The sequence below is a fragment of the Microvirga sp. CF3016 genome (assembly GCF_036314085.1).
GTDB lineage: Bacteria > Pseudomonadota > Alphaproteobacteria > Rhizobiales > Beijerinckiaceae > Microvirga.
In genome coordinates, this window is the sequence record NZ_JAYGGM010000002.1 from 405,836 (window position 1) to 430,852 (window position 25,017).

At 63.6% G+C, this 25,017-nt stretch carries 25 protein-coding genes; 14 read left to right on the top strand and 11 right to left on the bottom strand.

All coding sequences use genetic code 11. The features are described 5' to 3' along the window. Positions 1–115: 115 nt before the first annotated feature. On the top strand, positions 116–880 hold the full coding sequence (locus VB672_RS04290; protein WP_329782933.1) for a L,D-transpeptidase: 765 nt from the start codon (positions 116–118) through the stop codon (positions 878–880). Positions 881–997: 117 nt separating this feature from the next. Then, complete coding sequence (locus VB672_RS04295; protein WP_329782934.1) at positions 998–1,327, top strand: DMT family transporter; 330 nt, start codon at positions 998–1,000, stop codon at positions 1,325–1,327. Between the two features lie 53 nt (positions 1,328–1,380). On the opposite strand, the gene VB672_RS04300 is transcribed toward VB672_RS04295, so the two are convergent. The 3 genes from VB672_RS04300 to VB672_RS04310 are packed head-to-tail and all read right to left on the bottom strand — an operon-like array spanning position 1,381 to position 3,619. Further along, entirely contained in the window at positions 1,381–2,109 is a 729-nt protein-coding gene (locus tag VB672_RS04300; protein WP_329782935.1) for a DUF2076 domain-containing protein, read from the bottom strand. 55 nt (positions 2,110–2,164) lie between these two features. Beyond that, positions 2,165–2,746, bottom strand: a complete 582-nt coding sequence (locus VB672_RS04305; RefSeq protein WP_329782936.1) for an NUDIX hydrolase — start codon at positions 2,744–2,746, stop codon at positions 2,165–2,167. A gap of 21 nt (positions 2,747–2,767) precedes the next feature. Further along, on the bottom strand, positions 2,768–3,619 hold the full coding sequence (locus tag VB672_RS04310; protein WP_329782937.1) for an SDR family NAD(P)-dependent oxidoreductase: 852 nt from the start codon (positions 3,617–3,619) through the stop codon (positions 2,768–2,770). A gap of 443 nt (positions 3,620–4,062) precedes the next feature. Between VB672_RS04310 and VB672_RS04315 the strand changes: the two genes are divergently transcribed. Together VB672_RS04315 and VB672_RS04320 are read left to right on the top strand one after the other, a co-directional pair. After that, positions 4,063–4,581, top strand: coding sequence for a tetratricopeptide repeat protein (locus tag VB672_RS04315; protein WP_329782980.1), 519 nt, complete (start codon positions 4,063–4,065; stop codon positions 4,579–4,581). Between the two features lie 161 nt (positions 4,582–4,742). Next, on the top strand, positions 4,743–5,159 hold the full coding sequence (locus VB672_RS04320) for a DoxX family protein (RefSeq protein ID WP_329782938.1): 417 nt from the start codon (positions 4,743–4,745) through the stop codon (positions 5,157–5,159). A gap of 104 nt (positions 5,160–5,263) precedes the next feature. On the opposite strand, the gene VB672_RS04325 is transcribed toward VB672_RS04320, so the two are convergent. The 5 genes from VB672_RS04325 to VB672_RS04345 all read right to left on the bottom strand — a co-directional run bounded on the left by VB672_RS04325 (position 5,264) and on the right by VB672_RS04345 (position 11,474). Continuing rightward, positions 5,264–6,673, bottom strand: coding sequence for a chromosome partitioning protein ParA (locus tag VB672_RS04325; RefSeq protein ID WP_329782939.1), 1,410 nt, complete (start codon positions 6,671–6,673; stop codon positions 5,264–5,266). Positions 6,674–6,875: 202 nt separating this feature from the next. Further along, entirely contained in the window at positions 6,876–8,231 is a 1,356-nt protein-coding gene (gene glcF, locus VB672_RS04330; protein WP_329782940.1) for a glycolate oxidase subunit GlcF, read from the bottom strand. 9 nt (positions 8,232–8,240) lie between these two features. After that, positions 8,241–8,858: a DUF2585 domain-containing protein gene (locus VB672_RS04335; protein ID WP_442931903.1), complete on the bottom strand. Its 618-nt coding sequence runs from the start codon at positions 8,856–8,858 to the stop codon at positions 8,241–8,243. A gap of 1 nt (position 8,859) precedes the next feature. Next, positions 8,860–10,044 carry a glycolate oxidase subunit GlcE gene (gene glcE / locus VB672_RS04340; protein WP_329782941.1) on the bottom strand — a complete coding sequence of 395 codons (1,185 nt, stop codon included), beginning with the start codon at positions 10,042–10,044 and terminating at the stop codon, positions 8,860–8,862. Then, positions 10,041–11,474, bottom strand: coding sequence for an FAD-linked oxidase C-terminal domain-containing protein (locus tag VB672_RS04345; protein WP_329782942.1), 1,434 nt, complete (start codon positions 11,472–11,474; stop codon positions 10,041–10,043). Before VB672_RS04345 ends, glcE begins: the two co-directional genes overlap by 4 nt. Positions 11,475–11,610: 136 nt before the next feature. Here VB672_RS04345 and VB672_RS04350 point away from each other — a divergent pair, with 136 nt between their 5' ends. The 9 genes from VB672_RS04350 to bfr all read left to right on the top strand — a co-directional run bounded on the left by VB672_RS04350 (position 11,611) and on the right by bfr (position 18,360). Continuing rightward, positions 11,611–11,997, top strand: a complete 387-nt coding sequence (locus VB672_RS04350) for a c-type cytochrome (protein ID WP_329782943.1) — start codon at positions 11,611–11,613, stop codon at positions 11,995–11,997. Between the two features lie 159 nt (positions 11,998–12,156). Then, positions 12,157–13,101, top strand: coding sequence for a calcium-binding protein (locus VB672_RS04355; protein ID WP_329782944.1), 945 nt, complete (start codon positions 12,157–12,159; stop codon positions 13,099–13,101). 149 nt (positions 13,102–13,250) lie between these two features. After that, on the top strand, positions 13,251–14,027 hold the full coding sequence (locus VB672_RS04360) for a (Fe-S)-binding protein (RefSeq protein ID WP_329782945.1): 777 nt from the start codon (positions 13,251–13,253) through the stop codon (positions 14,025–14,027). Positions 14,028–14,036: 9 nt separating this feature from the next. Then, positions 14,037–15,470, top strand: a complete 1,434-nt coding sequence (locus tag VB672_RS04365; RefSeq protein ID WP_329782946.1) for a LutB/LldF family L-lactate oxidation iron-sulfur protein — start codon at positions 14,037–14,039, stop codon at positions 15,468–15,470. Next, positions 15,467–16,138: a LutC/YkgG family protein gene (locus VB672_RS04370; protein ID WP_329782947.1), complete on the top strand. Its 672-nt coding sequence runs from the start codon at positions 15,467–15,469 to the stop codon at positions 16,136–16,138. Before VB672_RS04365 ends, VB672_RS04370 begins: the two co-directional genes overlap by 4 nt. Before the next feature lie 55 nt (positions 16,139–16,193). Continuing rightward, positions 16,194–16,760 carry a hypothetical protein gene (locus VB672_RS04375; RefSeq protein WP_329782948.1) on the top strand — a complete coding sequence of 189 codons (567 nt, stop codon included), beginning with the start codon at positions 16,194–16,196 and terminating at the stop codon, positions 16,758–16,760. 83 nt (positions 16,761–16,843) lie between these two features. After that, entirely contained in the window at positions 16,844–17,413 is a 570-nt protein-coding gene (locus VB672_RS04380) for a putative glycolipid-binding domain-containing protein (protein ID WP_329782949.1), read from the top strand. Between the two features lie 118 nt (positions 17,414–17,531). Continuing rightward, complete coding sequence (locus tag VB672_RS04385; RefSeq protein WP_329782950.1) at positions 17,532–17,789, top strand: (2Fe-2S)-binding protein; 258 nt, start codon at positions 17,532–17,534, stop codon at positions 17,787–17,789. Positions 17,790–17,871: 82 nt separating this feature from the next. Beyond that, positions 17,872–18,360, top strand: a complete 489-nt coding sequence (bfr, locus tag VB672_RS04390) for a bacterioferritin (RefSeq protein ID WP_329782951.1) — start codon at positions 17,872–17,874, stop codon at positions 18,358–18,360. 56 nt (positions 18,361–18,416) lie between these two features. Here the strand turns inward: bfr and VB672_RS04395 are convergent, their stop codons facing one another. From VB672_RS04395 to VB672_RS04405, 3 genes are all read right to left on the bottom strand, one after another. Then, positions 18,417–21,140, bottom strand: a complete 2,724-nt coding sequence (locus tag VB672_RS04395; RefSeq protein ID WP_329782952.1) for a bifunctional acetate--CoA ligase family protein/GNAT family N-acetyltransferase — start codon at positions 21,138–21,140, stop codon at positions 18,417–18,419. 127 nt (positions 21,141–21,267) lie between these two features. Beyond that, positions 21,268–21,738 carry a GNAT family N-acetyltransferase gene (locus VB672_RS04400; RefSeq protein ID WP_329782953.1) on the bottom strand — a complete coding sequence of 157 codons (471 nt, stop codon included), beginning with the start codon at positions 21,736–21,738 and terminating at the stop codon, positions 21,268–21,270. Next, positions 21,738–24,416: a sensor histidine kinase gene (locus tag VB672_RS04405; RefSeq protein WP_329782954.1), complete on the bottom strand. Its 2,679-nt coding sequence runs from the start codon at positions 24,414–24,416 to the stop codon at positions 21,738–21,740. Before VB672_RS04405 ends, VB672_RS04400 begins: the two co-directional genes overlap by 1 nt. Before the next feature lie 202 nt (positions 24,417–24,618). On the opposite strand from VB672_RS04405, the gene VB672_RS04410 reads away from it, so the two are divergent. Then, positions 24,619–24,999: a phasin gene (locus VB672_RS04410; protein WP_329782955.1), complete on the top strand. Its 381-nt coding sequence runs from the start codon at positions 24,619–24,621 to the stop codon at positions 24,997–24,999. Positions 25,000–25,017 lie beyond the last annotated feature (18 nt).

Genomic DNA, 25,017 nt, shown 5'->3' on the forward strand with positions numbered 1-25,017 from the left:
CTAAGGTATCGACAGGAAAGCGATCCTCAGGATTCAGCTTAAATTCAGCGAGCTTGGCGGAAACAAAAGCCGCGCTTCCCGTTTATTCTGCAAAACACCTAGACAGGACACTTCGATGCGCGCTTGGATCCCTTGCTCTGCACTGCTTCTGGCGACCCTCCTGCCCGCCGCGGCCTCCGCCCAGCCGGTCTACAGAAACGGCAATTTCTACGGCAACACCTATGTCTCACCGGGGTACGATTATCCCTATGCCCGCGCCGAGGACGGTTATGCCGAGAGCTATCCTCTCGTGACGCGCCCGGCTGCGCGGGCCTATCGTGCCGAGCGCATGGCCGGTTATCCCTACGACGTCCGCTCCACCGGCAGCACGGTGGCCTCCCTGCCGCAGGATTACGGCAACGACACGGGCTACGACAACAGCATCGACTATGCGATTGCGCCCGAGTTCCAGCGCCAGCTCGTGTCGTATCGAGGCGCTGAGCGTCCGGGTACGATCGTGGTCGATACCAACAACAAATTCCTCTATCTCGTGCAGCCGGGTGGCCGCGCGATCCGTTACGGCATCGGCGTCGGCCGCGAAGGGTTCGAGTGGAGCGGGCGCCAGACGGTGTCCATGAAGCGCGAGTGGCCGTCTTGGCGCCCGCCGGCCGAGATGCTGCGCCGCCGCCCCGACCTTCCCCGCTTCATGGAAGGCGGCCCGGACAATCCCCTCGGCGCCCGGGCACTCTATCTCGGCTCCTCGCTCTACCGCATCCATGGCACCAACGAGCCGCACACCATCGGCCAGGCGGTCTCCTCCGGCTGCATCCGCATGCTCAACGAAGACGTGGTCGATCTCTACAATCGCGTGCGGGTCGGAACACCCGTGATCGTGATCTGATCGCACACTCTCGACGCTCATCGTCGTTCGTGGTGGCCGGGCATGTCCCGGCCATTCTCTTTTGAGAATCGCCCGCTGTCCGATGTAAGCAGCACCATCGGACGCATGAGAGATGCCATGAACTACGTCTATCTCTTCGCTGCCATCGTCAGTGAAGTCGTCGCGACCTCGGCTCTCAAGGCGGCAGAGGGCTTCACGCGATTCTGGCCCTCGGTGATCGTACTCGTCGGCTATGGGGTTGCTTTCTATTGCTTGTCCCTGACCATGCGCACGATCCCCATCGGCATCGCCTATGCGATCTGGTCCGGCGTCGGCATCGTGCTGATCGCTCTCGTGGGTGTGCTGCTCTACCGCCAGCCGCTCGATGCGCCGGCGCTCATCGGCATGGCGCTCATTCTCGCAGGCGTGCTGGTGATCAATCTCTTCTCGAAGACGGCCGGGCATTAAAACGAAAACGCCCGCCTGTCGGCGGGCGCTTCCAAATACAGATGACGGGTCTATTAGGCCCAGTCGCCTTCGTCTCCGCCATCACCGCCGAAGTCGGAGAAATCGCCCTGGTTTTCCTGCTGGTTCGCGTCCTGGTAGAGCGAGTCCGTGATGCCGGCATTGCTCGCATCGGCCGCACCCGCATCGGCCGCCTTATCGGCACCGCCGAGACCGGCCGCGGACGCGACATCACTCAGGGGATTGTTGTCGCCGCTGAAGGCGTTCGTCAAGGCGTTGGCGATCATCACACCACCGGCCACGCCCGCTGCTGTCGAGAGAGCGGTTCCGAGGAAGCTGCCTCCACCGCCGCGCTGCATCATGCCGCCGCCCCAGGGGCCGGGTGCGCCGCCCATCATGCCACCTTGCGGGGCGCCGTGATGCTGCTGCGGATGGGCTTGAGGCTGGCCCCAGGGCGAGGCCTGGCGGGCCGGCGGCGTGTTGTAGGCAGGTCCGGGCGGACGCGATGCATGACCGCCGCCGAAGATGCTGGAGAGGAAGCCGCCGGTTTGCGGCTGGCGGCTCGCCCGATCGAGTTCGCCGCGCAGGTGCTCGTTCTCGGCCTGGAGATTGGCCAGGGCCTGTTCCTGAACGAAGACGGCCTGCGCCAGGGCGTAGGGCGCATAGGGTTGCTGCCGCAGCTTTTCGGCGATGAAGCGCTCGGCCTCCGGATCGCGCGGCTGGTCCGCCACCTGCTCGAGGCGTCGGAAGATGTCGCTGATGACCTGGCGTTCCTGATCGTTCATGGCATGTCTCCTTCAAGGCTTGCTGGCAGGGATGTAAGCACGGCCCCCGGTTTTGTCAGGGGCGGACAAGGCCGAGTTCCCGCATATTCCGCAGGGCCTGTGGGGCGATGCCGCCCAAGTCGTGAAGATCGCGCCACGCGGCGCCATGCACCTCCCGCAGATCCGGCCGAAGAACATCACCATCCTCTGCTCTTAGCACATAGCGGAAATCGTGATGCCAGTGCTCCGGCTCACCCCGTTCGGAACGTGCCGGGATGCGATGGCTGTCGATGTCGACGGGCAGGCCGGATCTCGTATGCCAGGGGTCGATCACAAGGCCGTGCAGCCCCGTTTCTTCGATCGCCTCGCGCAGGGCGGAGCCTGCGAGATCCTCCGGCGGCTCGTAATGGCCGCCGGGCTGGAGCCAGCGCCCCAGGGAGCGGTGATGGATCAGGAGGATCCGCTCGCCCGTTTGATCGAGGATGAACGCCGATGTGGTGACATGTCCGGGAAGCGTGCCGCGGGAGTGAAGGTCGTGCCCGTTCGCGATCTGACGCCGCAGAAGCGCGTGCCGCTCCTGCGGCACATCGAAGGCCCGCGCATGGCCGTCCAGGATTGCCCTGATCTGATGCCGGAAGGCTGCCGGATCGAAGCTCACGGATGAGGGCTCCAACCCCGTTTAGCCTTCCATCACCTTCGCGAAAGCGTCCTTGTGGTCGGGATGCCAGCGCGAGAGCGGCGGGCGGTTCTCGATCAGGTCCTCGGCGGCCCAGCGGATGCGCTTCTCGTCCATCTCCCGCGTCGTCTCGTTGTCGGGGCAGAGGACGTAGAAGTCGCCTCGCTCCAAGGCCGGGAGCAGAAAGTCGACGACTTGCTCCGGCTCCCAGGCGCCGGCCGGCTTCTCGGTGATGCCTCTCGCCTTGGTGAAGCCCGTATAGACGAAGCCAGGGATGAGGAGATGCGCGCTCACCCGGCAGTCGGGCCGGTTGCGCAGGTCGTGCGCGAGAGCCTCGGTGAAGACTTTCACCCCGGCCTTGGAGATGTTGTAGGCGGTGTTGCCGGGCGGCGTGGTGATGCCCTGCTTGGAACCCGTATTGATGATCGCGCAAGGGGCGTTCTGGTCGATCATGGAGGGTGCAAAGACCTGCACGCCGTTGATGACGCCCCAGAGATTGGTCTCGAGAATGGCGCGCCAGCGCTGCAGATCGCCGAACATCTCTCCGCCGCCCTCGGTTCCGGCGTTGTTCATCAGCACGGCCACCTCGCCGAAGGTGCCATAGACCTTCTCCCTGAGCCTCTCCACATCCTCCAGTCGGCCGACATCGGTCGCGACCGCCAGCACGTTCTCCGGTCTGCCGGCAACCCGCGCCACGTCCTCCGCGCTGCGCCGGAGCACCTCGCCGTCGAGATCCACCAGGCAGACCTTCATGCCGAGCTCCGCGAACCGCCTGGCCGCCGCAAGCCCGATGCCGCTCGCGGCTCCTGTGACGACGGCGACGCGGTTGGGGGCGATTGCAGGATGCTGGGCCATCGCTGGGATCCTTTGATTGCGCTTGAGGAATGCCGCCGGGCCGGCCGTCATGCGGCCGTCGAGGCGAATCGAGGTGAGCCCAAATTGGCGCGCAAAGGCGCATTCGCCAAGGGCTGTCGAACCGTTTCGCGGACTCCCCTGGCGATCGGAGGCGCCCTGAATTGGGCAAAAATCTATGGGAGAAGACGATAGGGAGACTGGATGGCAGGACCCGGGCGGATCTGCGATGCGCCAAAGAGCAAAGTGCAGATAAATTCATCAGGAAAATGCGATCACGGGCCGTCAGGTGGAATAAGGCCCAGGGCCGCGCTGTCTTTGAGAAACCGGACGATCCATCACAGGAGAGCGCCATGAAACCTCGCAGTGAAGCAATACACCGTCTCGGCTTGTTGGCAGGAGCTTTCGTTGTATCGATTGGCACGGCGTGCTTTCTCACGCCTGCCATGGGCGCAGGCGAAAGCGGAAGCTCCGGGGGCGGCAGCGCCGGGGGTGGAAGCGACGGCAGCCAGGGCGGACGCAGCAGCGACACCAACATGACGACGTGTCCGCGGGGCCAGATCTATAGCCAGAGGTCCCGTCGATGCGTGCAGGTTCGGAGCGAGATTTTGACCGACGAGGCCGTGACGGATTACGCCTTCGCTCTCGCGCAGGCCGAGCGCTTCGATGAGGCGCTCGAGGTGCTCGACATGGTCAAGAATCCGGATACGCCGAAGGCGCTCAATTACCGCGGATACATCACGCGAAAGCTCGGACGAACCGAAGAGGGAATCGGTTATTATCTCAAGTCCGTCGCCATGGACCCGCAATATGCCCAGGTGCGGGAGTACCTTGGCGAAGCCTATGTCATCCAGGGCAAGCTCGATCTCGCGCGGGAGCAGTTGCAGATCATCCAGGCCTTGTGTGGAACCGAATGCGAGGAATACCGCGATCTGGCCGAGGCTATTGAGGCCGCCCCGCGGTGAAGCGGCGGGAGGTTGACGATCATCTCGCCAGGGCGCCCGGCCTCCGGTGCCTTTCGGTTGTTGGCGAATAGGATGCGGTCAGCCGTCGAAAAGGAGCAGTCCTTCAAAGAAGAGAGCTGCTTCCACGCAAGTGGAACCAGCCCCGTTATGGGACGATCACGATGATCAAGCTTCAGGCGCCGGTGGTGTTGGTGGCGAGGCTCATGCTGGCCTTCATCTTCATTGTCGAAGGCTGGAGCAAGATCGCGACTTACGAGGGAACGGTACAATACATGGAAGACCATGGCGTACCGGGACAGCTTTTGCCTCTCGTGATTGTAACGGAACTGGGTGGCGGCCTGCTGATCGCTGCGGGCTTCAAAACGCGTCTGGCTGCGCTGGCGCTTGCGGGCTTCTGTCTCCTGACAGCCCTCCTCTTCCATAGGAACATCGGGGAGATCAGCGAATTTATTCACTTTACCAAGGATCTCTCGATTGCAGGCGGCTTCCTGCTCCTCGTCGCATTCGGTGCAGGAAGCTGGTCGTTGGATGCCTTGCAGGCGCCACACGCATCGGTCTCACATCACGTATGGAAGTGACGACGTATTCGGCTGGTCCCGGTATGCACTTCAAAGACAGGTGTGACGAACCCTGCCCATAAAGAAAGCCCCGCATCTCTGCGGGGCCCATGGAAGCCAACGCTCTACTCCGCGTCCGGCGATTTCAGAGGCCGGACATTGGTCTCGACCTCGTCTTCGTCGAAGAGCGTCGGGTCGTCTTCCTGCGTGTCGAGACGTGTCTTCTTGCGCAGGGCGACGTATTTCTTCTGGATCTTGGTGCGGCTCTCGCGGGCGATCTCGAGTGCACCCTGGACGAGGGAGCGCTCGGCCTTCTCGTTCTGCAGCTCCTCCGTGAGGCGGCGGTTGGCGGCCTCCAGGGTGCTGCGCTCCTGATCGAAGCGCTTGGTGAGCTGATCGATGCGCTCGGTGAGGCTCGCCAGCTTGTTGTCGGAGCTCTCGATCTGAAAGTCCTTGGCCGCGATGGCCTTGTTGAGCATCTCGACACGCTCCTGCAGCTCGATGCGCGAGCGCTGAAGCTCGTTGACCATGGCGACCTGGCGCTCGACCTCCTGCTGGGTCGCTTCGAGACGGCGGTCGAGGGTGTTCTTCTCGATCGTGGTCTCCTTGAGGGTACGCTCGACCCCGCGCAGCGCCTCGTTCTTGTCGCGCAGCTGATCGCGGGTATGGGTCAGGATCTTGTCCGTGGCGGAGAGGCGCGAGTTCAGACCCTCGATCTTCATGTCGAGCGCCGAGAGATCGGTCTGGTGGGCTGAGCGCTCGGAGTCGATCTGGGTCTCCAGACGCTGGCGCAACACCTGCTCGGCCATGAGCTTGGTTTCGAGCTCGGAAGCGCGCTGGCGGGTGGCCTCGAGCTGGTTTTCCAGCTCGCCGTAGCGGTTGGTCAGGCTGGAGAGACGATAGTTCTGCTCCTCCGCCACCTTCTGCAAGCGCTTGACCTCGTGATCGAGCAGGCCGTTGCGCTCGCGGGTCTCGATAAGCTCGCGCTCGGCGCGGGCCACCGTCTGGTCGGCCTCCTGGGCTTCCAGGCGCAGGGCTTGATTTTCCTCGGTGATGTTGCGGGCGCGCTCGGTCTCGATGGCAAGCTGGTTCTCCAGGTCGGCGACGATCGCCTCCTTGTCCTTCACGTTGAGGCGCAGATCCTCGATGAAGGAATCCTGGTCGCGGAGCCTCGTTTCCGCCTTCCGCAGCTGGGACACGGCAGCATTCAGGTCGTCCACTGTCCGGGCATGGAGGCTGCTGAGATCGCCGAGCTCCCGGCGCAGAGCCAAGGTTGTCTCGGTTTCCTGCTTGAGCACCGCCTCGGTTTCGAGGAGACGCGATTGAAGCTGCGGATAGCTGCGGATGAGATCGTTCACCGGCTCGTTGAGGAGAGTGAAATCCTCCTTGAGGCTGCGGATCTCCTCCAGCCGGTCGATCATGTTGGCGAATCGGACGCGAATCAGCTCGTTCTTCTGGCCAACGGAATCGAGCGCTCCGTTGGGCCGGACGACGATCGTCTCGCCCTTTTCCGACGCTGGCGCAACAGACGCCACCGCGGCCTCGACGGCCCTGGCCCCCTCAGGCAGGGCGCTGGTGCCAGCCTCATCCTGTTTCCTGCCAAACCGGTTTCTGAAAGACGTCCAACCCGAAGACATGTGCCGGCCCTTACGCCCCTGAAATTTACACTTTCCTAACTTTTAGCTCAGATGGGAGCAGTTTGGAAATAAAATTTCGTTGCGTAAGAATGTAGCAGCTTCACTCTGCTGCGATGGTTAACGGCCCGGAGGGGCGCTTCTGGAACCCTGCCGCCTCCAGGGTTTCCGGCATGGGGCCGCCGGTCGCCCAGTCGAGAAGCTCGACCGTATGGACGATGGGGATCTCGGTGCCCTTCCCGATCTGGGTCATGCAGCCGATATTGCCGGTGGCGATGAGATCGGGCTTGGTGCGCTCGATATTGGCCACCTTGCGGGCCCGGAGCTGGGCGGCGATCTCCGGCTGGAGCAGGTTGTAGGTGCCGGCGGAGCCGCAGCAGATATGCCCTTCCGGCACATCCTTCACGGTGAAGCCCGCCTGCTTCAGCAGGGTCTTCGGTTCGGTGCGGATCGCCTGTCCGTGCTGCATGGAGCATGCGGAATGGTAGGCCACCACCAGGTCCGTCTCCCGCACCGGCTCCATGAGCTTCAGGGAGGTGACGTATTCAGTGACGTCCTTGGCGATGGCGGACACCCGAGCTGCCTTCTCGGCATAGCCCGGATCCTCCCGGAACATGAAGCCGTAATCCTTGATCGTCGTGCCGCAGCCCGAGGCCGTGATGACGATGGCGTCGAGCCCCTCCCCGTCCATCTCGGCGACCCAGGCGTCGATGTTGCGCTTGGCGAAGCCATGGGCATCCTCGTCGCGGCCCATATGGTGGACGAGCGCGCCGCAGCACCCCTCCCCCTTAGGCTGGACGACCTCGACGCCATGGCGGTTGAGGAGCCGGACGGCCGCCTCGTTGAAGCCCGGCTTGAGCACCGGCTGAGCGCAGCCGGACAGGATGGCGACCCGGCCTCGACGTTCCCCCTGCGCCTTGAAGGTGCCGGGCTGGTCGAAAGGCGAGCGGGCGGGAGCCTTCACGGGTGCCAGATCGATCATCGCCTGCAGGCGATTGCCAAGGAGCGGCAGCGCACCGATCACGCCCCTGAAGGGTTTGGCCAGCATCGCCGCGCCCAGCGCGAAGCGGAAGCGGTTCGGATAGGGGAGCACCGTGGCGAGAACCCAGCGCAGGAGCCGGTCGTGCCAGGGTCGCGTATAGGTGGCCTCGATATAGGCGCGGGCATGATCGACCAGGTGCATGTAATGCACGCCGGACGGACAGGTGGTCATGCAGGACAGGCACGAGAGGCAGCGGTCGATATGCTTCACGACCTCTGGAGAAGCAGGCTTTCCGCTCTCCAGCATATCCTTCATCAGGTAGATGCGCCCGCGCGGGGAATCGAGCTCGTCCCCGAGCAGGAGATAGGTCGGGCAGGTAGCGGTGCAGAAGCCGCAATGAACGCAGGTCCGGAGGATCTCCTCCGAACTGGCCATGGCGGGATCTCTGAGCTGATCGGGCGTGAAATTGGTTTGCATCGTTTTGTCTCATATCGCCCCTTGCCATCGGTTGATGGCGTCAACGGGATGGATCAGCATGATGACGTTCAGGATCAGGTTGTCGCGAATCCAGAACCCGACGAAGGCTTCCATGACCGCCGCCACGAGAACCGTCAGCCAGACTGGCCAGAGCCGCGCCAGGACGAACCCGGCGATCATGGCGAGAGTGTCCGACACCGAGTTGATGACGCTGTCGCCATAATAGTCGAGCGCGATGGTCGTGGCACGATATCGCTCGATGACAGCATCGGTGTTCTCGGCGATCTCCCAGGTGGCCTCCAGGCCGATGGCGAGAAGCAGCGCGACACCGAGCGGAAGCGCCTTTCCACGCAGGATACCGATCATCCAAGCTCCTGCATAGAACAGAAAACCGTGGATGATGTGAGAGGGCGTGTACCAATCGGTCAGGTGCTGGGAGTTGCCGGAATCCTTCACGGCCCCGTGCCACAGCTCGACGGTGCCGCAGGTGCAGATCGGCGTGCGGCCCATCATCAGAAGAATGGCGGCGGTGAGCACGATGAGCGCGAGAGCAATGCCGGCGACGAGCATTGTCCGCGCGCCGCTCGGTGTCCTTGCCTGCGGCGCGAGGGATACGGTGCCTGCCATCTCAGATCCCCGCATACATCCGGCCTGGATTGAGAATGCCGGCCGGATCGAACGACGCCTTGATGCCGCGGGTGAGCGTCATCAGCGCGTCGGTTTGCGGCTCGAACACGTCGAGGGTCGAGCGGATCTCGGCCGGTGCGCGCACGAGCGTCGCATGTCCGCCGAAGATTCTGGTCGCCTCGCGCAGGACCGAGGCACCCGCATCGCCGTCGATCGGCGTCGAGATCCAGACGAGGCCGCCGCCCCAGTCGTAGAACCATTGCGCATCGAGCGACCGCGCAACCTGGGCAACCAGATCCGGCCCTTTCGGGGGCGCGGTGGACACGCGCCAGACCGCCCGATTGCCCTGATCCGTCAGCAGCGTCGCGTCGCGCACCGATTGCCAGAGCGCCTCCGCCCCGACGCCCTCGAGAATATCCATGAACCGGAAGCGCTTCAGCAGGCGCTTGAGCTCGTTCATGCGGTAATCGACCGAGACCCTGAAGCCCTCGAGCCGGATCAGCGTGCTGCCGCCGCTCCGGTTGCGCGCCGGGACGTGCGCGGCGCCGGTCACGTCGAAGGGTGATCCGAGAGCCGTCGACAGGGCCTCGATGGCCTGGCGGTCGTCGAGGTCCCGGATGACGAGGGTCGCCATGCGCTCCTGCTTGGGCAGCACCTTGAAGGTGACCTCGGTGAGGAAGCCCAGCGTGCCCCAGGAGCCTGCCATGAGCTTCACGAGATCGAGCCCCGTGACGTTCTTCATCACGCGGCCGCCGGACTTCACCACCTCGCCACGCCCGTTGACGAAGCGCACGCCGATCAGGCTGTCGCGGGCGGCGCCCGCCATGATGCGGCGCGGGCCGGAGATGTTCATGGCCGCCACCGCGCCGATCGTCGGCTCGCCCTTCGTGCCGAGGAGCGCGCGGTAATCCATCGGCTCGAACGGCAGCTCCTGGCCTTTGGCGGCCAGCACCCGCATGACCTCCAGCACCGGCGTGCCGCTGCGGGCGGAGATCACCAGCTCCGCCGGCTCGTAGAGCGTGATGCCGGTCAGGCCAGACGACGAGATCGAGGCGTCGGTCTGGTTCGGCCGGCCCATCGGAGCCTTCGTGCCGTTGCCGGAAACATTCAGAAGCGTACCTGTGTCGGCGGCCTCGCGGATGATGATGGAAACGTCCTGCTCGTCGCGGGGGGCATGGGTCGTCACGCGGCGAACCTTCCTTCGAGCGGGAACACCTTCGCCGGGTTCAGCAGCCAGCCGGGATCGAACACGCCGCGCACGCGCATCTGCTGTTCCAGATCCACCGCGTTGAACTGGTAGGTCATGAGATCGCGTTTCTCGATGCCGACCCCATGCTCGCCCGTGAGGCAGCCTCCGACCTCGACGCAGAGCTTGAGGATGTCCTCGCCGGCCTTCTCGGCCTTCTCCATCTCGCCCGGCACGTTGGTGTTGAACATGACGAGCGGATGCAGGTTGCCGTCGCCTGCATGGAACACGTTGGCGACGCCGAGCCCGTAGGACTTCACGATCTCGTCGATGCGCTTGAGCACGTAAGGCAACTGGCCGGTCGGGATCGTGCCGTCCATGCAGATGTAATCGGCCACGCGCCCGGTGGCCCCGAAGGCCGACTTGCGGCCCTTCCAGATCGCCGCGCTCTCGGCCTCCGATTGCGAGACCTTCATAGTCTTCGGCCTGAACGGCTCGGCGATGGCGACGATGCGCCGGAGCATGTCGTCGATCTCCTGGTCCGAGCCCTCGACCTCTACGATCAGCATAGCCTCCACGTCGAGCGGATAGCCCGCATGGGCGAAGGCCTCGCAGATCTGGATCGCCGGCTTGTCCATGTATTCGAGCGCCACCGGAATGATGCCTGCCCCGATGATCGCCGCCACGCAGGCGCCCGCATCCTCCGCCCTCTCGAAGCCGAAGAGAGCCGGGCGCGCGCCTTCCGCGGCGCGCAGGATCCGCACCACCGCTTCCGTCACCACGCCGAGCTGGCCTTCCGACCCGCAGATGAGGCCGAGGAGATCGTAACCTGCGCTGTCCAGATGCTCGCCGCCGATCTCCACAACGGTGCCGTCGAGGAGCACCATGGTGACGCCTAAAAGATTGTTGGTGGTCACGCCGTATTTCAGGCAATGCGCCCCGCCCGAATTCATGGCGATGTTGCCGGCAATCGTGCAGGCGAGCTGGCTCGACGGATCGGGCGCGTAGAAGAAGCCCTCATGGGCCACCGCCTGGCTGATGCCGAGATTGGTGATCCCTGCCTGAACCCGCGCCGTGCGTCCCTCGAAATTGACGTCCAGCACCCGGTTCATCTTGGCGACACCGAGCACGATGGCATCCTCCTGCGGGATCGCGCCGCCGCAGAGCGAGGTTCCCGCCCCGCGCGGCACCACCTTGACGCCGTGCTCATGGCAGAAGCGCAGGATGGCCGAGACCTCCTCCGTCGTGGAAGGCAGCACGACGGCGAGCGGCATCTGGCGGTAGGCGGTGAGCCCGTCCGTCTCGAAAGCGCGGCGCTCGTCCTCGGATACGATCAGCGCCTCGGACGCGACAAGGCGTCCCAAACCCTCGACGATCTCCTTCCGGCGCGCCAGAACCGCCTTGTCCGGTTTCGGAAATGCAATGGTCATGGCACCCTCCCTCAAGGAATCGTCGCTGCGTTCAAGGAATGGCTACCTTAACAATAAGGCGGCTTTCCCTGGTGACTTTTTCCAATAATGTAGAATGTCTCTAAGATGGGACAGGTGTCCAGCAAAGGAGTTTTTGATGCGTTCCTTCGTTCTATCCGCTGCCCTGCTTCTCGCCGGGATCGGGTCCGCCCAGGCACAGGATGCGGCCGCCGGCGAGAAGGTGTTCGCGCAATGCCGGGCCTGCCATCAAGTCGGAGAAAGCGCGAAGAATGCCGTAGGCCCGGTGCTGAACGGCCTCTTCGGCCGCCACTCGGGATCCATTGAAGGCTACAACTATTCGCCAGCCAACAAGAATTCCGGCATCACGTGGGATGAGGCGACCTTCAAGGAATACATCCAGAACCCACGCGCCAAAATCCCCGGCACCAAGATGGTCTATGCCGGCCTCAAGGACGAGCAGCGGATCAACGACCTTGTGGCCTATCTCAAGCAATTCGACGCTTCGGGCAAGAAGACGCAGTAAAGGCTACGGTAAAGCTCGCATTGCACGTTGTGCAATGCAGGTATCCAAAGGCTCCGCTTCCGTCGCAACGGCAAGGCGGAGCCAGGTTTTTTTGTCTCTACGCTGTGGGATCGAAGCCAGAACACCGGCACCTGAGACTGAGCCATATGAAACTATATATTGGTTCGTCTGTTGGCTCCTCATGCCGAGCGCTCAAAGGTGCTCAATCCGGCAATCGAAGGAGCGATAGAGATGTTGAGTATCTTCGACGACATCAAAGACCGTATGGCCAATATCGATACGCCTGACCTGTCCAAGCTGTCCGGCATACCTTTTGTATCCGACATGCTTTCCCGCCTCATGGGTCCCACGGATCCCCCTGCTGAGCCACCCGCACCGCACCAGGATCCGATCGTCGGAACGGATGCGGATGAGAGCTTGACCGGTACGGATTCCGGCGACGTGATCGACGCGCGTGGCGGAAGCGATACCGTCTACGGCAAAGCCGGCGATGACATTATCCACACGTCCGGCGATGGCTTCGACCGTCTCTACGGGGACGAGGGGAATGACGAGCTTCACGGCGGCAACTCCGGTAATCTGTTCCACGGTGGCAGCGACGACGACCAGGCTTATGGCGGCACTGGCGGCGACAAGATCAACGGCGACAGCGGCAACGACTTCCTGCACGGCGGTGACGGTGTCGATAAGGTCAGCGGCGGCTTCGGCAACGACACCGTCATCGGAGGCAACGGGAATGATGAGCTTGTTGGCGGCTTTGGCGAGGATACGTTCCGCTTTGACCGCCTCGATGGCAGCGTCGATGTCGTATCCGACTTCAACTATGTCCCTGACGTCGACGGCGCTCTCGACCAGGGCGACCATTTCGAACTGAGCCTCGGTGCCTTCACCGCCTTGAGCGGCAGCCCGGGCGATCTGCTGAGCGACGACGCGTTTGCTCTTGGCGCAGAAGCGGCGACGTCGAGCCAACATATTCTCTACGATCAGGACGAAGGCGCACTTCTCTATGACGCGGACGGCAACGGCGCGTCCGAGGCGGTGCAGTTTGCCTCTCTTGCCGGGTCTGTCGAGCTTCGCGCGTCCGATTTTCTGCTTATTTCATAGTTGGATCGCACCGCGAACATGGCAGCCGGGCCCAGAGGTCCGGCTGTTCCTTTGCCACATGACAGGCCTGACGGTGCCACACTTGACCCTGGCGGATTTACGTTCATGGTACGATCTCAAAAATCATGCGAGATCTTAGAACCGTGAACATGGCCCCGAGACAGACCCGCGTCGGCCTTTTCGTTACCTGCCTCGTCGACCTGATGCGCCCCTCCGTGGGATTTGCCGCCGTCAAGCTTCTGGAGGATGCCGGCTGCGTCGTCGATGTTCCCGTCCAGACCTGCTGCGGGCAGCCGGCCTACAATTCGGGCGATCGCGGTACGACGCGGGATCTCGCCATGCAGGTGATCGACGCCTTTCACGGGTATGATTACGTGGTCGCTCCCTCCGGCTCCTGCGCCGGCATGATCAAGGCCCACTACCCGGAACTCTTCGAGGAAGATCCGAACTGGCGCGCTAAGGCCGATGCGCTCGCGGCCAAGACCTACGAGCTGACGAGCTTCCTCGTCGACGTGCTCGGGGTCACCAAGGTCGATGCCTCCTTCGATGGAACCGTCACTTATCACGATTCCTGCTCGGGCCTCAGGGAACTCGGCGTGCAGGCCCAGCCGCGCCGGCTTCTCGCCAGCGTGGAGGGCCTGTCCCTCGTCGAGATGAGGGACAGCGACGTCTGCTGCGGCTTCGGCGGCACATTCGCCGTCAAATACAGCGACATCTCGGGTGCCATCGTCGATGCTAAGGCCAAGAACGTCGAGGCGGCCCATGCGCCCACCCTGCTCGCGGGCGATCTCGGCTGCCTCATGAACATGGCCGGCAAGCTCACCCGCGACGGCACGCCGGTTCAGGTGCGCCACGTGGCGGAGATTCTCGCCGGCATGACCGACGAACCGCCGATCGGTGTCGCCAAAGCAGCCGCCGTCAAGTAGATGTCGATCATGACCGTTCATTCCACTTCTCCCCAGTTCAAGCAGAATGCCGCGCAGGCGCTGAACGATGGTCAGCTGCAGAAGGCGCTCGGCAATGTGAAGCAGGGCTTCATCGACAAGCGCCAGATGGCGGCCGCCAAGCTGCCGGAATTCGAGGCGTTGCGGGATGCGGCGCGGGACATCAAGAACCACACGCTGGAGCATCTCGACCTCTACCTCGAAGCCTACGAGGAGAAGGTGAAGGCCTCCGGCGGGCATGTGCATTTCGCCCGCAACGCCGACGAGGCCCGCGACATCATTCTCGGCATCTGCCGCGACGCAGGCGCGAAGACGGTCACGAAGGGCAAGTCCATGATCTCGGAGGAGATCGGGATCAACCATCACCTGGAAGCGAACGGCATCCGGCCGGTCGAGACGGATCTCGGCGAATACATCATCCAACTGCGGGGCGAGCTGCCGAGCCACATCATCGCCCCCGCCGTCCACCTCAACGCCACCCAGGTGGAGGAGGATTTCCGGCGTGTTCACACCCATCTCGACGCCAAACGCGACCTCTCGGAGCCCGTGCAGCTTCTCACCGAAGCCCGCGCCGTGCTGCGCGAGCGGTTTCTTGCCGCGGATGTGGGAATCACCGGCGCCAACTTTCTCGTCGCCGAGACCGGCACCTCGATCATCGTGACGAACGAGGGCAACGGCGATCTGACCCAGATTCTGCCGAAGACCCATATCGTGCTCGCCTCCATCGAGAAGCTCGTTCCGACCCTCGAGGATGCAAGCCAGCTCCTGCGCGTGCTCGCCCGCTCGGCCACGGGCCAGGAGCTGTCGGTCTACACCACCTTCTCCACCGGTCCCCGCCGCAACGCCGATGCGGATGGGCCCGAGAACTACCACGTGGTCATCCTCGACAACGGCCGCTCCTCCATGCTCGGCACGAGCTTCGAGGAGATGCTGCGCTGCATCCGCTGCGGCGCCTGCATGAACCATTGCCCGGTCTATCATGCGGTCGGCGGGCACGCCTATGGCTGGGTCTATCCCGGCCCCATGGGCGCGGTGCTGACTCCCTCGCTGATCGGCGTCGACAAGGCGGGCCACCTGCCCAACGCCTCCACTTTCTGCGGGCGCTGTGAGAGCGTGTGTCCGGTGCGCATTCCCCTGCCCAAGCTCATGCGCCACTGGCGGGAGCGGGAATTCGAGCGACACCTGACGCCGGCCACCGTCCGCTCCGGCCTCCAGCTCTGGGGCTTCTTCGCCCGCCGCCCTGCCCTCTACCGGCTGGCGACCCGCGCGGCCATGGGCGCGCTCGCCCTAGCGGGCCGCCAGCGCGGCCGCTTCTCTTGGCTGCCCATGGCCAAGGGCTGGACCAAGTACCGCGACTTCCCGGCCCCGCAGGGCGAGACGTTCCAGCAGCGCTGGAAGCGCGAGCGCCGGGGAGCCCGCGCATGAGCGCCCGCGATGACATCTTCGCCAATATCCGCCGTTCGCTTGGCATCAAAGGCAGCGAGACGATCCGGCAGCAGATCGTGGCGGACCGCCTGGAGCGTGCGCCCAAGGGTGTGATCCCCAAGCGCGGACAGGTTGCGGGCGAGGAGCGGATTGCCCTCTTCAAGACCATGGTCGAGACGGCGCTGGCCACGGTCACGGAGGTCGCCTCCCCGGCGGAGGTGCCGCAATCCATTGCCCTGTTCCTGCGCAACCACAACCTGCCAGCGACCCTGCGCATGGGCGACGATCCACGCCTGAAGGCCATGCCCTGGTCCGAGACGGCGCTCGAGATCGCCCATGGGCCGAGTGAAGGCCGCGATCTCAATGCGGTGAGCCATGCCTTCGGGGGCATCGCAGAATCCGGCACGCTCGCCATGGTGTCGGGCCCCGAGAATCCCTCGACCCTCAACTTCCTGCCCGACAACCACATCATCGTGGTCTCGGCCAAGGACATCGCGAGCGATTACGAATCCGTCTGGAACCGGGTCCGCTTCGCCTACGGCAAGGGCGCCATGCCGCGCACGGTGAATTGGATCACCGGCCCATCCCGCTCCGGCGACATCGAGCAGACCCTGCTGCTCGGCGCTCATGGCCCGCGGCGGCTGCATGTGATCGTGGTGTGCGACTGAGCACTGACAGATATGCAACGTTAACACATATATTCCCTCCAAGAGGAGGGGAACTATGTCCGGCTTTTACGCGAGCAGTTTGCCTCTGGTCGTTGGAATCCTGCTTTTTGGTATCTTTGTTTTCCTCGTCCCGCTCCTAAGTGCAAGCACCGTTTACCGGGCAGCAACTCTTTTTGCTGCTCTGCATTCGGGCGTCGTCACGACTGTGATCTTCCTCGACATTTGGGCAATGGAGCTGCAATTCGAATGGGAAGACATTACGAAATATCTATTGATCAAGCTCCCGAATTTTTACCTCGTTTCTCTCGTTATCGGAGCAATCTTTATTCCGAAATATGTTCTATCAGCCTCGACGCATAGGAAGGCAATAATATCGGGCCTCCTTATCGTAATCCTACATTATTTCTCGATACTGCTTACGCCGGGGATCACCAGGTTCGTTACTCATGTATATATCTGGGGCAGCCCTTCCACTAATTTTTTGAAAGAATACTCGATGGCAATGGCCAAAAGTATTCTATATTTTGATCCTTATCTCACGACGCTCGCAATTGTCTCTGCACTTGTCGCCATGGTTGCGACAACAGCCATCGTGCAGAAGTCCGATGACCTCGATCCCTGAGAAAAGCTGACCGGAGTCGACAGGCTCCCTAGCTGAGCCATATTGTTCGTCCCAGAACCTCACTACCCGCGGGGCTTACAGGCATGTCCATCCCGACACTGATTTTCCGCACCATCCGCTGGTCGGCCTGGGCCGGCTGCGCGGCAGGAATGGAGCATGTGGACATCCGCCCGGCTGATGGCGGGCTCCACATTTCGGGTGTCGTGATCGCCGAAGACGACGAGACAGATTTCGGCCTCTCTTACCACCTCAAGCTGGACGCCCTGTGGCACACGAAGGAGGTTCGCATCAGAACCACCTCGGGCCATGTGCTGCATCTCGAAAGTAACGGAAAAGGTTCGTGGCAGGAGAACGGCAAAGACCGGCCGGATCTCCAGGGCTGCATCGATGTCGACATCCAGGCGACGCCGCTCACCAACACCTTGCCCATCCGTCGGCTCGATCTGGAGACCGGCGAGCGCATGGACATCCGCCTCTGCTACATCACCGTGCCTCATCTGACCGTTGCGCCCGAAAACCAGCGCTACACGGCGCTCGAAGCAGGCTCGCTCTACCGTTTCCAAAGCCTGGAGAGCGGCTTTGCCGCGGATCTTCCCGTTGATGAGGACGGCTTCGTTCTCGATTATCCCGGATTGTTCAAGCGCCTCGGATAAGCGCCCCGGCTTGGCCGTGACATCTGGGCACAGGGAATAAAGCTGGCGTCTGATCTCATTTTCCAGTAAGTCTTTGAAATCACACGTAGTTTTTAGTCATTCTAAACTAGAACAACAAATGATCGTCTGCTCCTGCAACATCCTCTCCGACGGTGATGTCAAAGCGTGCCTGAAGCCGGGACCGGAATGCCCCCGCACTCCGGCGCAGGTCTATCGCTGCCTCGGCTGCAGCCCCAATTGCGGGCGCTGCGCCCGGACGATCCGCGCCATCATGGACCAGGCCCTGCTGGATGCGGGCGTCGAGCCCATCGCGGCCTGCAACCGCGGCTGCTGCCCGACCGTGCTGGAAAAAGCCGCTGCCGAACCCACCCTTTGAAGAAAAGAGCTTTCACCCTAGTTCATAAATCCTCTAAAGAGTGATCCGGCGCGTCCGGCGCCGTTTGGACGAGAGGGTTAGGATGAAGGGTGATCCCAAGGTAATCGAGTATCTCAATCGCGGCCTGCGCAGCGAGCTGACGGCGGTTAACCAATACTGGCTGCATTACCGGCTGCTGGACGATTGGGGCTACAAGGAGCTTGCGAAAACCTGGCGCAAGGAATCCATCGAGGAGATGCACCACGCGGATCGCTTCATCGAGCGCATCATCTTCCTCGAGGGCTTCGCCAACCTGCAGGTGCTCGATCCCCTGCGCATCGGCCAGAACATCCAGGAAATCCTCGAATCCGACCTGGCGGCGGAGTACGACGCCCGCAATCTCTACGGCGAGGCCGCCGCCTATTGCGACAGCATCGGCGACCGGGTGTCGAAGAACCTGTTCGAGGAACTGATGGCCGATGAGGAAGGCCATATCGACTTCCTCGAGACCCAGATCAACCTCGTCGAGCAGGTCGGCATCGAGCTCTACGCCCAGAAGCATATCGGCGGGCTCGAAGACGGTCACGACTAGGATTTCGCATCATCCGATGCAGGACACGGCCCGCCTTGAGACGGGCCGTTTTCGTTTCACGCCGGCTGGGCGAGCTTTTCCGGTTCGTGGATCGAGGCGATCGGCAGGGTGACGAGGCGCAGCTCCGGATCGTCCGGATCGACGCGGATGGAGAAGCCGAGGCTGCGGCACATGTCGAGCATGGTGGAGTTCTCGCGCAGGACCTGCCCGTCGATCTCGCGCAGGCCTTCCGCCTTGGCCCATTCGATCATCAGACGCATCAGCTCCCAGCCCAGCCCGAGCCCCTTGAGATCGGAGCGGAGCAGGATGCCGTATTCGCCGGTCTCGTGGTTGGCATCCGCGTGGAGGCGGACCGCGCCCATCATCTCGCCTGTCTCCTCATCGAAGGCGACGAAGGCGATGGCGCGGGCATAATCGAGCTGCGTCAGGCGGGCCAGGAAGGTGTGGCTGAAGTCGCGCACGGGTGCGAAGAAGCGCAGGCGCAGATCCTCCGGGGTGATCTTCCCGAAGAAGCGCCGGAACTCCTCCTCGTCCTCGGGTCGCACGGGCCGCACGAAGGCGCTTCGCCCGTTGCGCAGCCTAATCGTGCGCTCCCACTCCTTCGGATACGGCCTTACGGCGAAGCGCGGATGGCCGCTGCCCTTTCGGGTCTCGGGTGCGACCGCCACACGGGCATCGACCGCGATCACGCCGGTCTGGTCGGCCAGCAGCGGATTGATGTCGAGCTCGCGGATCTCGGGGATATCCGCCGCCATCTGCGCCAGCTTCACCAGGGTGAGGGCGATCGCGCCCTCGTCGGCTGCCGGAACGTCGCGATAGGCCTTCAGGCGCCGCGACACACGCGTGCGGGCGATCAGGTCGTTGGCAAGTTTGAGATCGAGCGGCGGCAGGGCGAGCGCCTTGTCGTTGATCACCTCCACAGCCGTGCCGCCGCGCCCGAAGAGCACGACGGGACCGAAGGAGGGATCGTCGGCAAGGCCCACGATCAGTTCGCGGGCTTTGGCCCGCCGCACCATGGGCTGGACGGTGACGCCGGTCACGTGAGCCTGCGGCTTCAGGCGGGCGGCGCGCTCGAAGATCTCGGCAGCGGCTTTTCGCACCGCCTCCTCGGTCGTCAGGTCGAGCTTCACGCCGCCGATGTCGGACTTGTGCACGATATCGGGCGAGAGAACTTTGACCGCCACCGTGCCGCCCTCGGCGATGACGGGCCGGGCGGCCTCCGCCGCCTCGTCCGGCGTAGTGGCGAGGGTCACCGGGGCTGTCGGAATATCGTAGGCCCGGAGCAATGCATTGACCTCGAGCGGATCGAGCCAGCGGCGGTTCTGCGCCAGCACATGCTCGACGACAGCCCGGGCGGCCTCCGTCTCCGGTTCGAAGTCATGGGGCAGGTTGTCCGGTGTCTCCATCAGCTCGTCCTGCGCCTCCCGGTAGCGCACGAGCTGCATGAAGCCACGGATCGCATCCGCCTCGGTCGCATAGTGAGGAATCCGGGCCTCCTCGAAGACGCGGGCCGAGTCCGGATCCTCCCCGATCCAGGCGGCAAAAACCGGCTTCTGGCGATAGCCCCGGGCGCGGTCCCGCCTGACCACATCGGCAATGGCTGCGGCCACGTCGGAGGCTCCCGCAATGGCCGTCGGCACATTGAGGATCAGAACGGCATCGTTCTCGGGATCCGCCAGCAGCGCCTCGAGGGCGCCCGCATAACGGGCGGGATCGGCATCGCCGATGATATCGATGGGATTGGCATGGGACCAGGTGGGCGGCAGGATGGCGTCGAGGGAACTGCGCGTCTTCTCCGACAGGGTAGCGAGCGTCCCGCCGAGATCGACCAATCGATCGACGGCGAGAACCCCGATACCACCCCCATTGGTAAGAACTGCCAATCGGCTGCCAGGAAACGGCTTCTGCCGTCCGAGCGTCTCCGCTGCGGCGAAGAGCTGATCGAGATCGAGCACCCGCAGCAGCCCGGCTCGGCGGAACGCGGCATCGTAGACGGCGTCGGAGCCGGCGAGCGCCCCTGTGTGGGTTGCAGCCGCCCTCGCCCCTGGCGCATGCCGCCCGGCCTTGATGACCACCACCGGCTTCACGCGCGCCGCGGCGCGGGCGGCCGACATGAACTTCTGCGCGTTGTCGATGGACTCGATGTAGAGGAGGATCGCCCGGGTGCCGCTGTCCGCGGAGAAGAAATCCAGGCAATCGCTGAAATCCACGTCGACCTTGTCGCCCAGCGAAACGATGGCCGAGAAGCCCACCTGCCGCTGCACCGCCCATTCCACCAAACCCGCCGCTACCGCGCCCGATTGCGACACGAGAGCGAGGTCCCCGGGCTTGACGCTGTGAGCTGCGAAGCTGGCATTCATCTTGGCGCGTGGGGCCAGCACGCCGATGCAGTTGGGGCCGACGATGCGCAGGCCATGCAGGCGTGCCGCAAGCCTGACCCGGTCGCCCAGCGAGCCCGGCCCGTATCCCATTCCCGCCGTAGCCACGATGGCGGCGCTCACCCCTATCTGCCCGGCTTCTTCGATCACGCCGAGCACTCTCTCCGGCGGCACCGCGACGACGATGAGGTCCGGTGTTTCGGGGAGCTGGGACAGGGAGGCGAAGCAGGGCCTTCCCTCGACCTCGATATGGTGCGGATTGACGGGAAACAGCTCGCCCCCGAAGCCGCCTGCGATGAGATTGCGCAAGAAAGTCAGGCCGAGTGAGCCGGGACGCGGGCTTGCCCCAACCACCGCGATGGAGCGGGGAGCCAACAGCTTGTCGAGGCGATAGGTAGACATGACAATCCTTCGTCCCATGGGGGAATACAAGGTCAGTAGGTATCGCAGCCTCTCATAACCACAATATGCTCCGCTGCCGTTGATCGATCGCAATGCAGCCACGGGCGAAGCGCCCTACCAAATTCCTCTATCGCTGATCCGGCCTAGATTGATGACGTATCCAGCGATAATGGGCGTCCGGACAACGCTCTTCATTGCCTGAACCGTCGGTCAAGGCGATCAGGCCGAAGCCCTGTCGCTCATAGAAGCGGCGCGCTTGGGCATTCTCTTGAAACGTCCAGAGGTTCAGCTCGGCGCGGTTGTCGCTGACCGCGGACAGGAGAGCCGATCCGACACCCTGGCCATGCCAATCCGGGTCCACATAAAGATGATCGAGCCAGTCCAGCCGGGCTCCGGCAAACCCGATCAGCTGCACTCCTGCCTCGGCGATCCAGACCTCGGATGTCGGGAAAACCTGCTCCTGGAAGAAGGCCAGATCCTCATCCGGTGTATGCAGATCCGGCAGGTAAGGGAGGCAAGTCTTGCGCACGTGGCGGTTCAGACGCGCGATGGCTGTCATATCCGGAAGAGCGGCGCGGCGGAGAGTGAAGCGAGCCACTATTCCGCCAGAACCCGCGTCGGCGGGAAGATCACCTCGACGAGCGTTCCCTCGCTCGGCTGGCTCGCAATCTGCAGCGCCCCCCGGTTCGCTTCGACGAGCGCTTTGGTCAGCGGCAATCCGAGACCCGTGCCGCCGCGCTTGCGCGACGTGGCAAGCTGGCGGAACGGCTCAAGAGCCGCCTCAACCTCCTCCGGCGACATGCCGATGCCCGTATCGCGCACCCGGAAAGCCACCTCGCCCCGGTCAGTCATGGCCGTGGAGACAATGACTTGCCCGCCCGCATCCGTGAACTTGATGGCGTTGGACACGAGATTGAGCACAATCTGGCGCATGGAGCGCTCGTCGGCCACAACCGGCGGCAGCTTGGGCGCGAAGCTCATGCGCATGACGATGCGGTCTCGCGCGGCTTGCGGCTGGAGCAGGGTCACGCAGGACGAGACCAGTTCGTTGAGGCTGACCCCCGTGAAGGACAGCTCCAGCCGGCCAGCCTCGATCTTCGCCAGATCGAGCAGATCGTTCACGAGGCTGATCACATGGGAACCAGAAACGTGGACGTCCTTGAGGTACTCCTTGTAACGGTCGTTACCGATGGCCCCGAACCGCTCCTCGAGCATGACCTCGGCAAAGCCGAGAATCGCATTCAGCGGCGTCCGGATTTCATGACTGATCTTGGCCAGAAGGTCCGATTTCTGGGCGCTCGCCTCCTCGGCCGCGTGCTTGGCGCCGATCAGCTCGCCCTCGGCCCTCTTAAAGGCCGTGATGTCGCGAAGGACGGCGCAGAACCGGCGGTCCGGCCCGTCGCCCAAGCGGCCCATGGTCATGAACAACGGGATCGAGCCGCCCTGGCGCTCCCGGCCCATGACTTCGCGCCCGTCGTTGAGCAGACTCCGAACCCCAGGAGAACGAAGGCTCTCAAGATAGTCGAGGGCCACCATGTGGCTCTCAGGGGCGAGAAGCACGGTAATCGCATCGCCCGCCACCGCCTGCTCGTCATAGCCGAAGAGCGCTTCGGCCGAGCGGTTGAGCGAGAGGATACGTCCCGTTTCGTTCAGCACGATGACGCCGTCCGTCGCCGTGTCGAGGATCGCCTCGAGCTCATGGACCCGGCTCTCTCGTGAGGGCGGCGAAGCTTCAACGCTGGACATCCTGCGGATGACCATCAGGTCCGCCGGCTCGCCGTTCCACTCGGCGGACGAGGAGCGCACGGTCACGGCGATGTTCTCGTTTCGGCGGCTCGTGAGCGCAAGGGCTGAGTCCTCCTGGCCCGTCCCGCCGAGCGCCGGAGAGCCGCGGAACAGATGAACGAGCCCTCCATCGGTCCGAATCTGCTCGACGTCGTCATAGCCGGTCAGGTCGAGGAGGAAGCGGTTGGCGAACAGGACAGCCTCGCCGCGGTGAACCAGGACACCGATCGGCAGGCGGTCGAGCACCCGGTCGCCGTTATCCGGGGTTTCCGGCTGGCGCGAAAGCGTCGGTTCGATCTCGGCCGCAGGCGCCACCTCGTCGGAAGCGGCGTCATCCCGGGCAGGTGTGTCCTGTTCGAGGCGCGCTCCCAGAGCGCGCGCGATCTCGCGAAAGGCGTTGCGCTCCGCATTGGAGAGGCCCGATGTCTGAGGCGGTTTCTCGGCGGACCGGTTCCGTCCCGTGGGTTCCGATTCAGGCGGATTGCTGCCGGACAGCGCTTCAGCCACCTGATCACGCAGGTTCGAGAACCAGTTTTCCTCCCCAGATGGCTCGGCTTCCGCCGGCTCTTCTGCGGGCATTTCCTCGGGCGGGCGGAACGGCAGCGTCTCGTCATTGACCAGGCTTTGCGCGATCAGATCCGCGGCGGCGCTCGAGGCCTCGTCCGGAGCCTCCCGCTCCTGGATGGCATCCATGCGCAGGAGACCGAAGCCCCGGAAGCCGATGAGTTCGCGGCCCGGACCAAAGACCGGCATGCCGGCCCAATCGACGGGCACCTGCTGACGCGAATTGTCGATGCTCCAGAGGATCGTGCGCCCGCTCCAGGTTTCGCGGCGAGCAAAGAGGTCTGCAACGACTCCGTCGGGATCCTCGACGACCGAGCGGGCCACCTCCTCCCAGGTGAATCCGACGATAGTGCCGGCCGTGGCGCCGACGGCCTGGGCAAGCTCGGGTGAGACATCGGTGAAACGACTTGCCGCATCCGTGTGCCAAATGAAACGGATCGGACCGGGACGCGTCTCCGCTTGAGGAGCCGCCTCGGCTTCGGCTTGTGCCACGGGCTCCGGACCGACAGGTTCAGCCTGCTGGGCCGGACGAGGGGTCGCCGACGCCTTCGGCACCGGTCCCGTGAATGCCGTCACGAGAACGACCTCCCCGCTCTCCAGGAACGCTAGGCGACACAGGGTTGCGACTGGCAGCCAGGGGCGGCTCGGGTCGAGCCGCAGGCGCTCCTGACGGGCGCCTTGCCGTGGCGCGAGGCCGCCGGCCAGGGCCTTGATGCGATCATGGGCTCGGAAGCCTGGGATCACTTGGCCGGCCTCGTCGGCAAAGGCGTTACGCAATCCCTCGGCGGCCGGCGATGTCCAGAGCAGCCTCTCCCCGGACTGATCCCAGACGAGCACGCCTGCTCCGGGCCGGGCCAAAAAGCCCAGATCCGGCTCGGCAGCGAGCCGCGCGATCAGCGCTTCAAATGGGTTGGAACCACCCGTCATCAACGGCCCTTGCTGTGAACTGCCTCAGAGGCGTCTCTGGGAGAGCTTCTAGACTAATATCCGCGGTCAAGCATGCAAGGCGGAACACTTGAATCCTTTTACTTTCAGGTAACCTTAATAAGACGAGGCATGAGGGAGTTGATTTTGCAGCGCACAATGTGATATTGCACTGCACAAATGCCTTAACGACAAGGAGCAGTCCATGGCCACGAACCCGACCCAAGGTTATGAAATTCCCCCGGAGATGCGCGATTTCGCCGAGAAAAGCGTCGAACAGGCCCGCAAGGCCATCGATGGCTTCATGAGCGCCGCTCAGAAGACCGCCGACACGTTCGAAGGCTCGGCGAACACCGTCCAGGCCAGTGCCAAGGACGCCGCGCGCAAGACCTTCGCCTATACCGAGCAGAACCTCTCGGCCGCCTTCGATCTCGCCCAGAGGATGGTGCGTGCGAAGGACATGCAGGAGGCTATGCAGATCCAGGCCGAGTTCGTCCGGACCCAGTTCGAGGCGATGCAGACCCAGATGAAGGAATTCGGCTCCCTGGCCCAATCGGCCATGAAGCAGCCGGGATCCAAGAAGTAACCTCCTTCTCTCTTAACC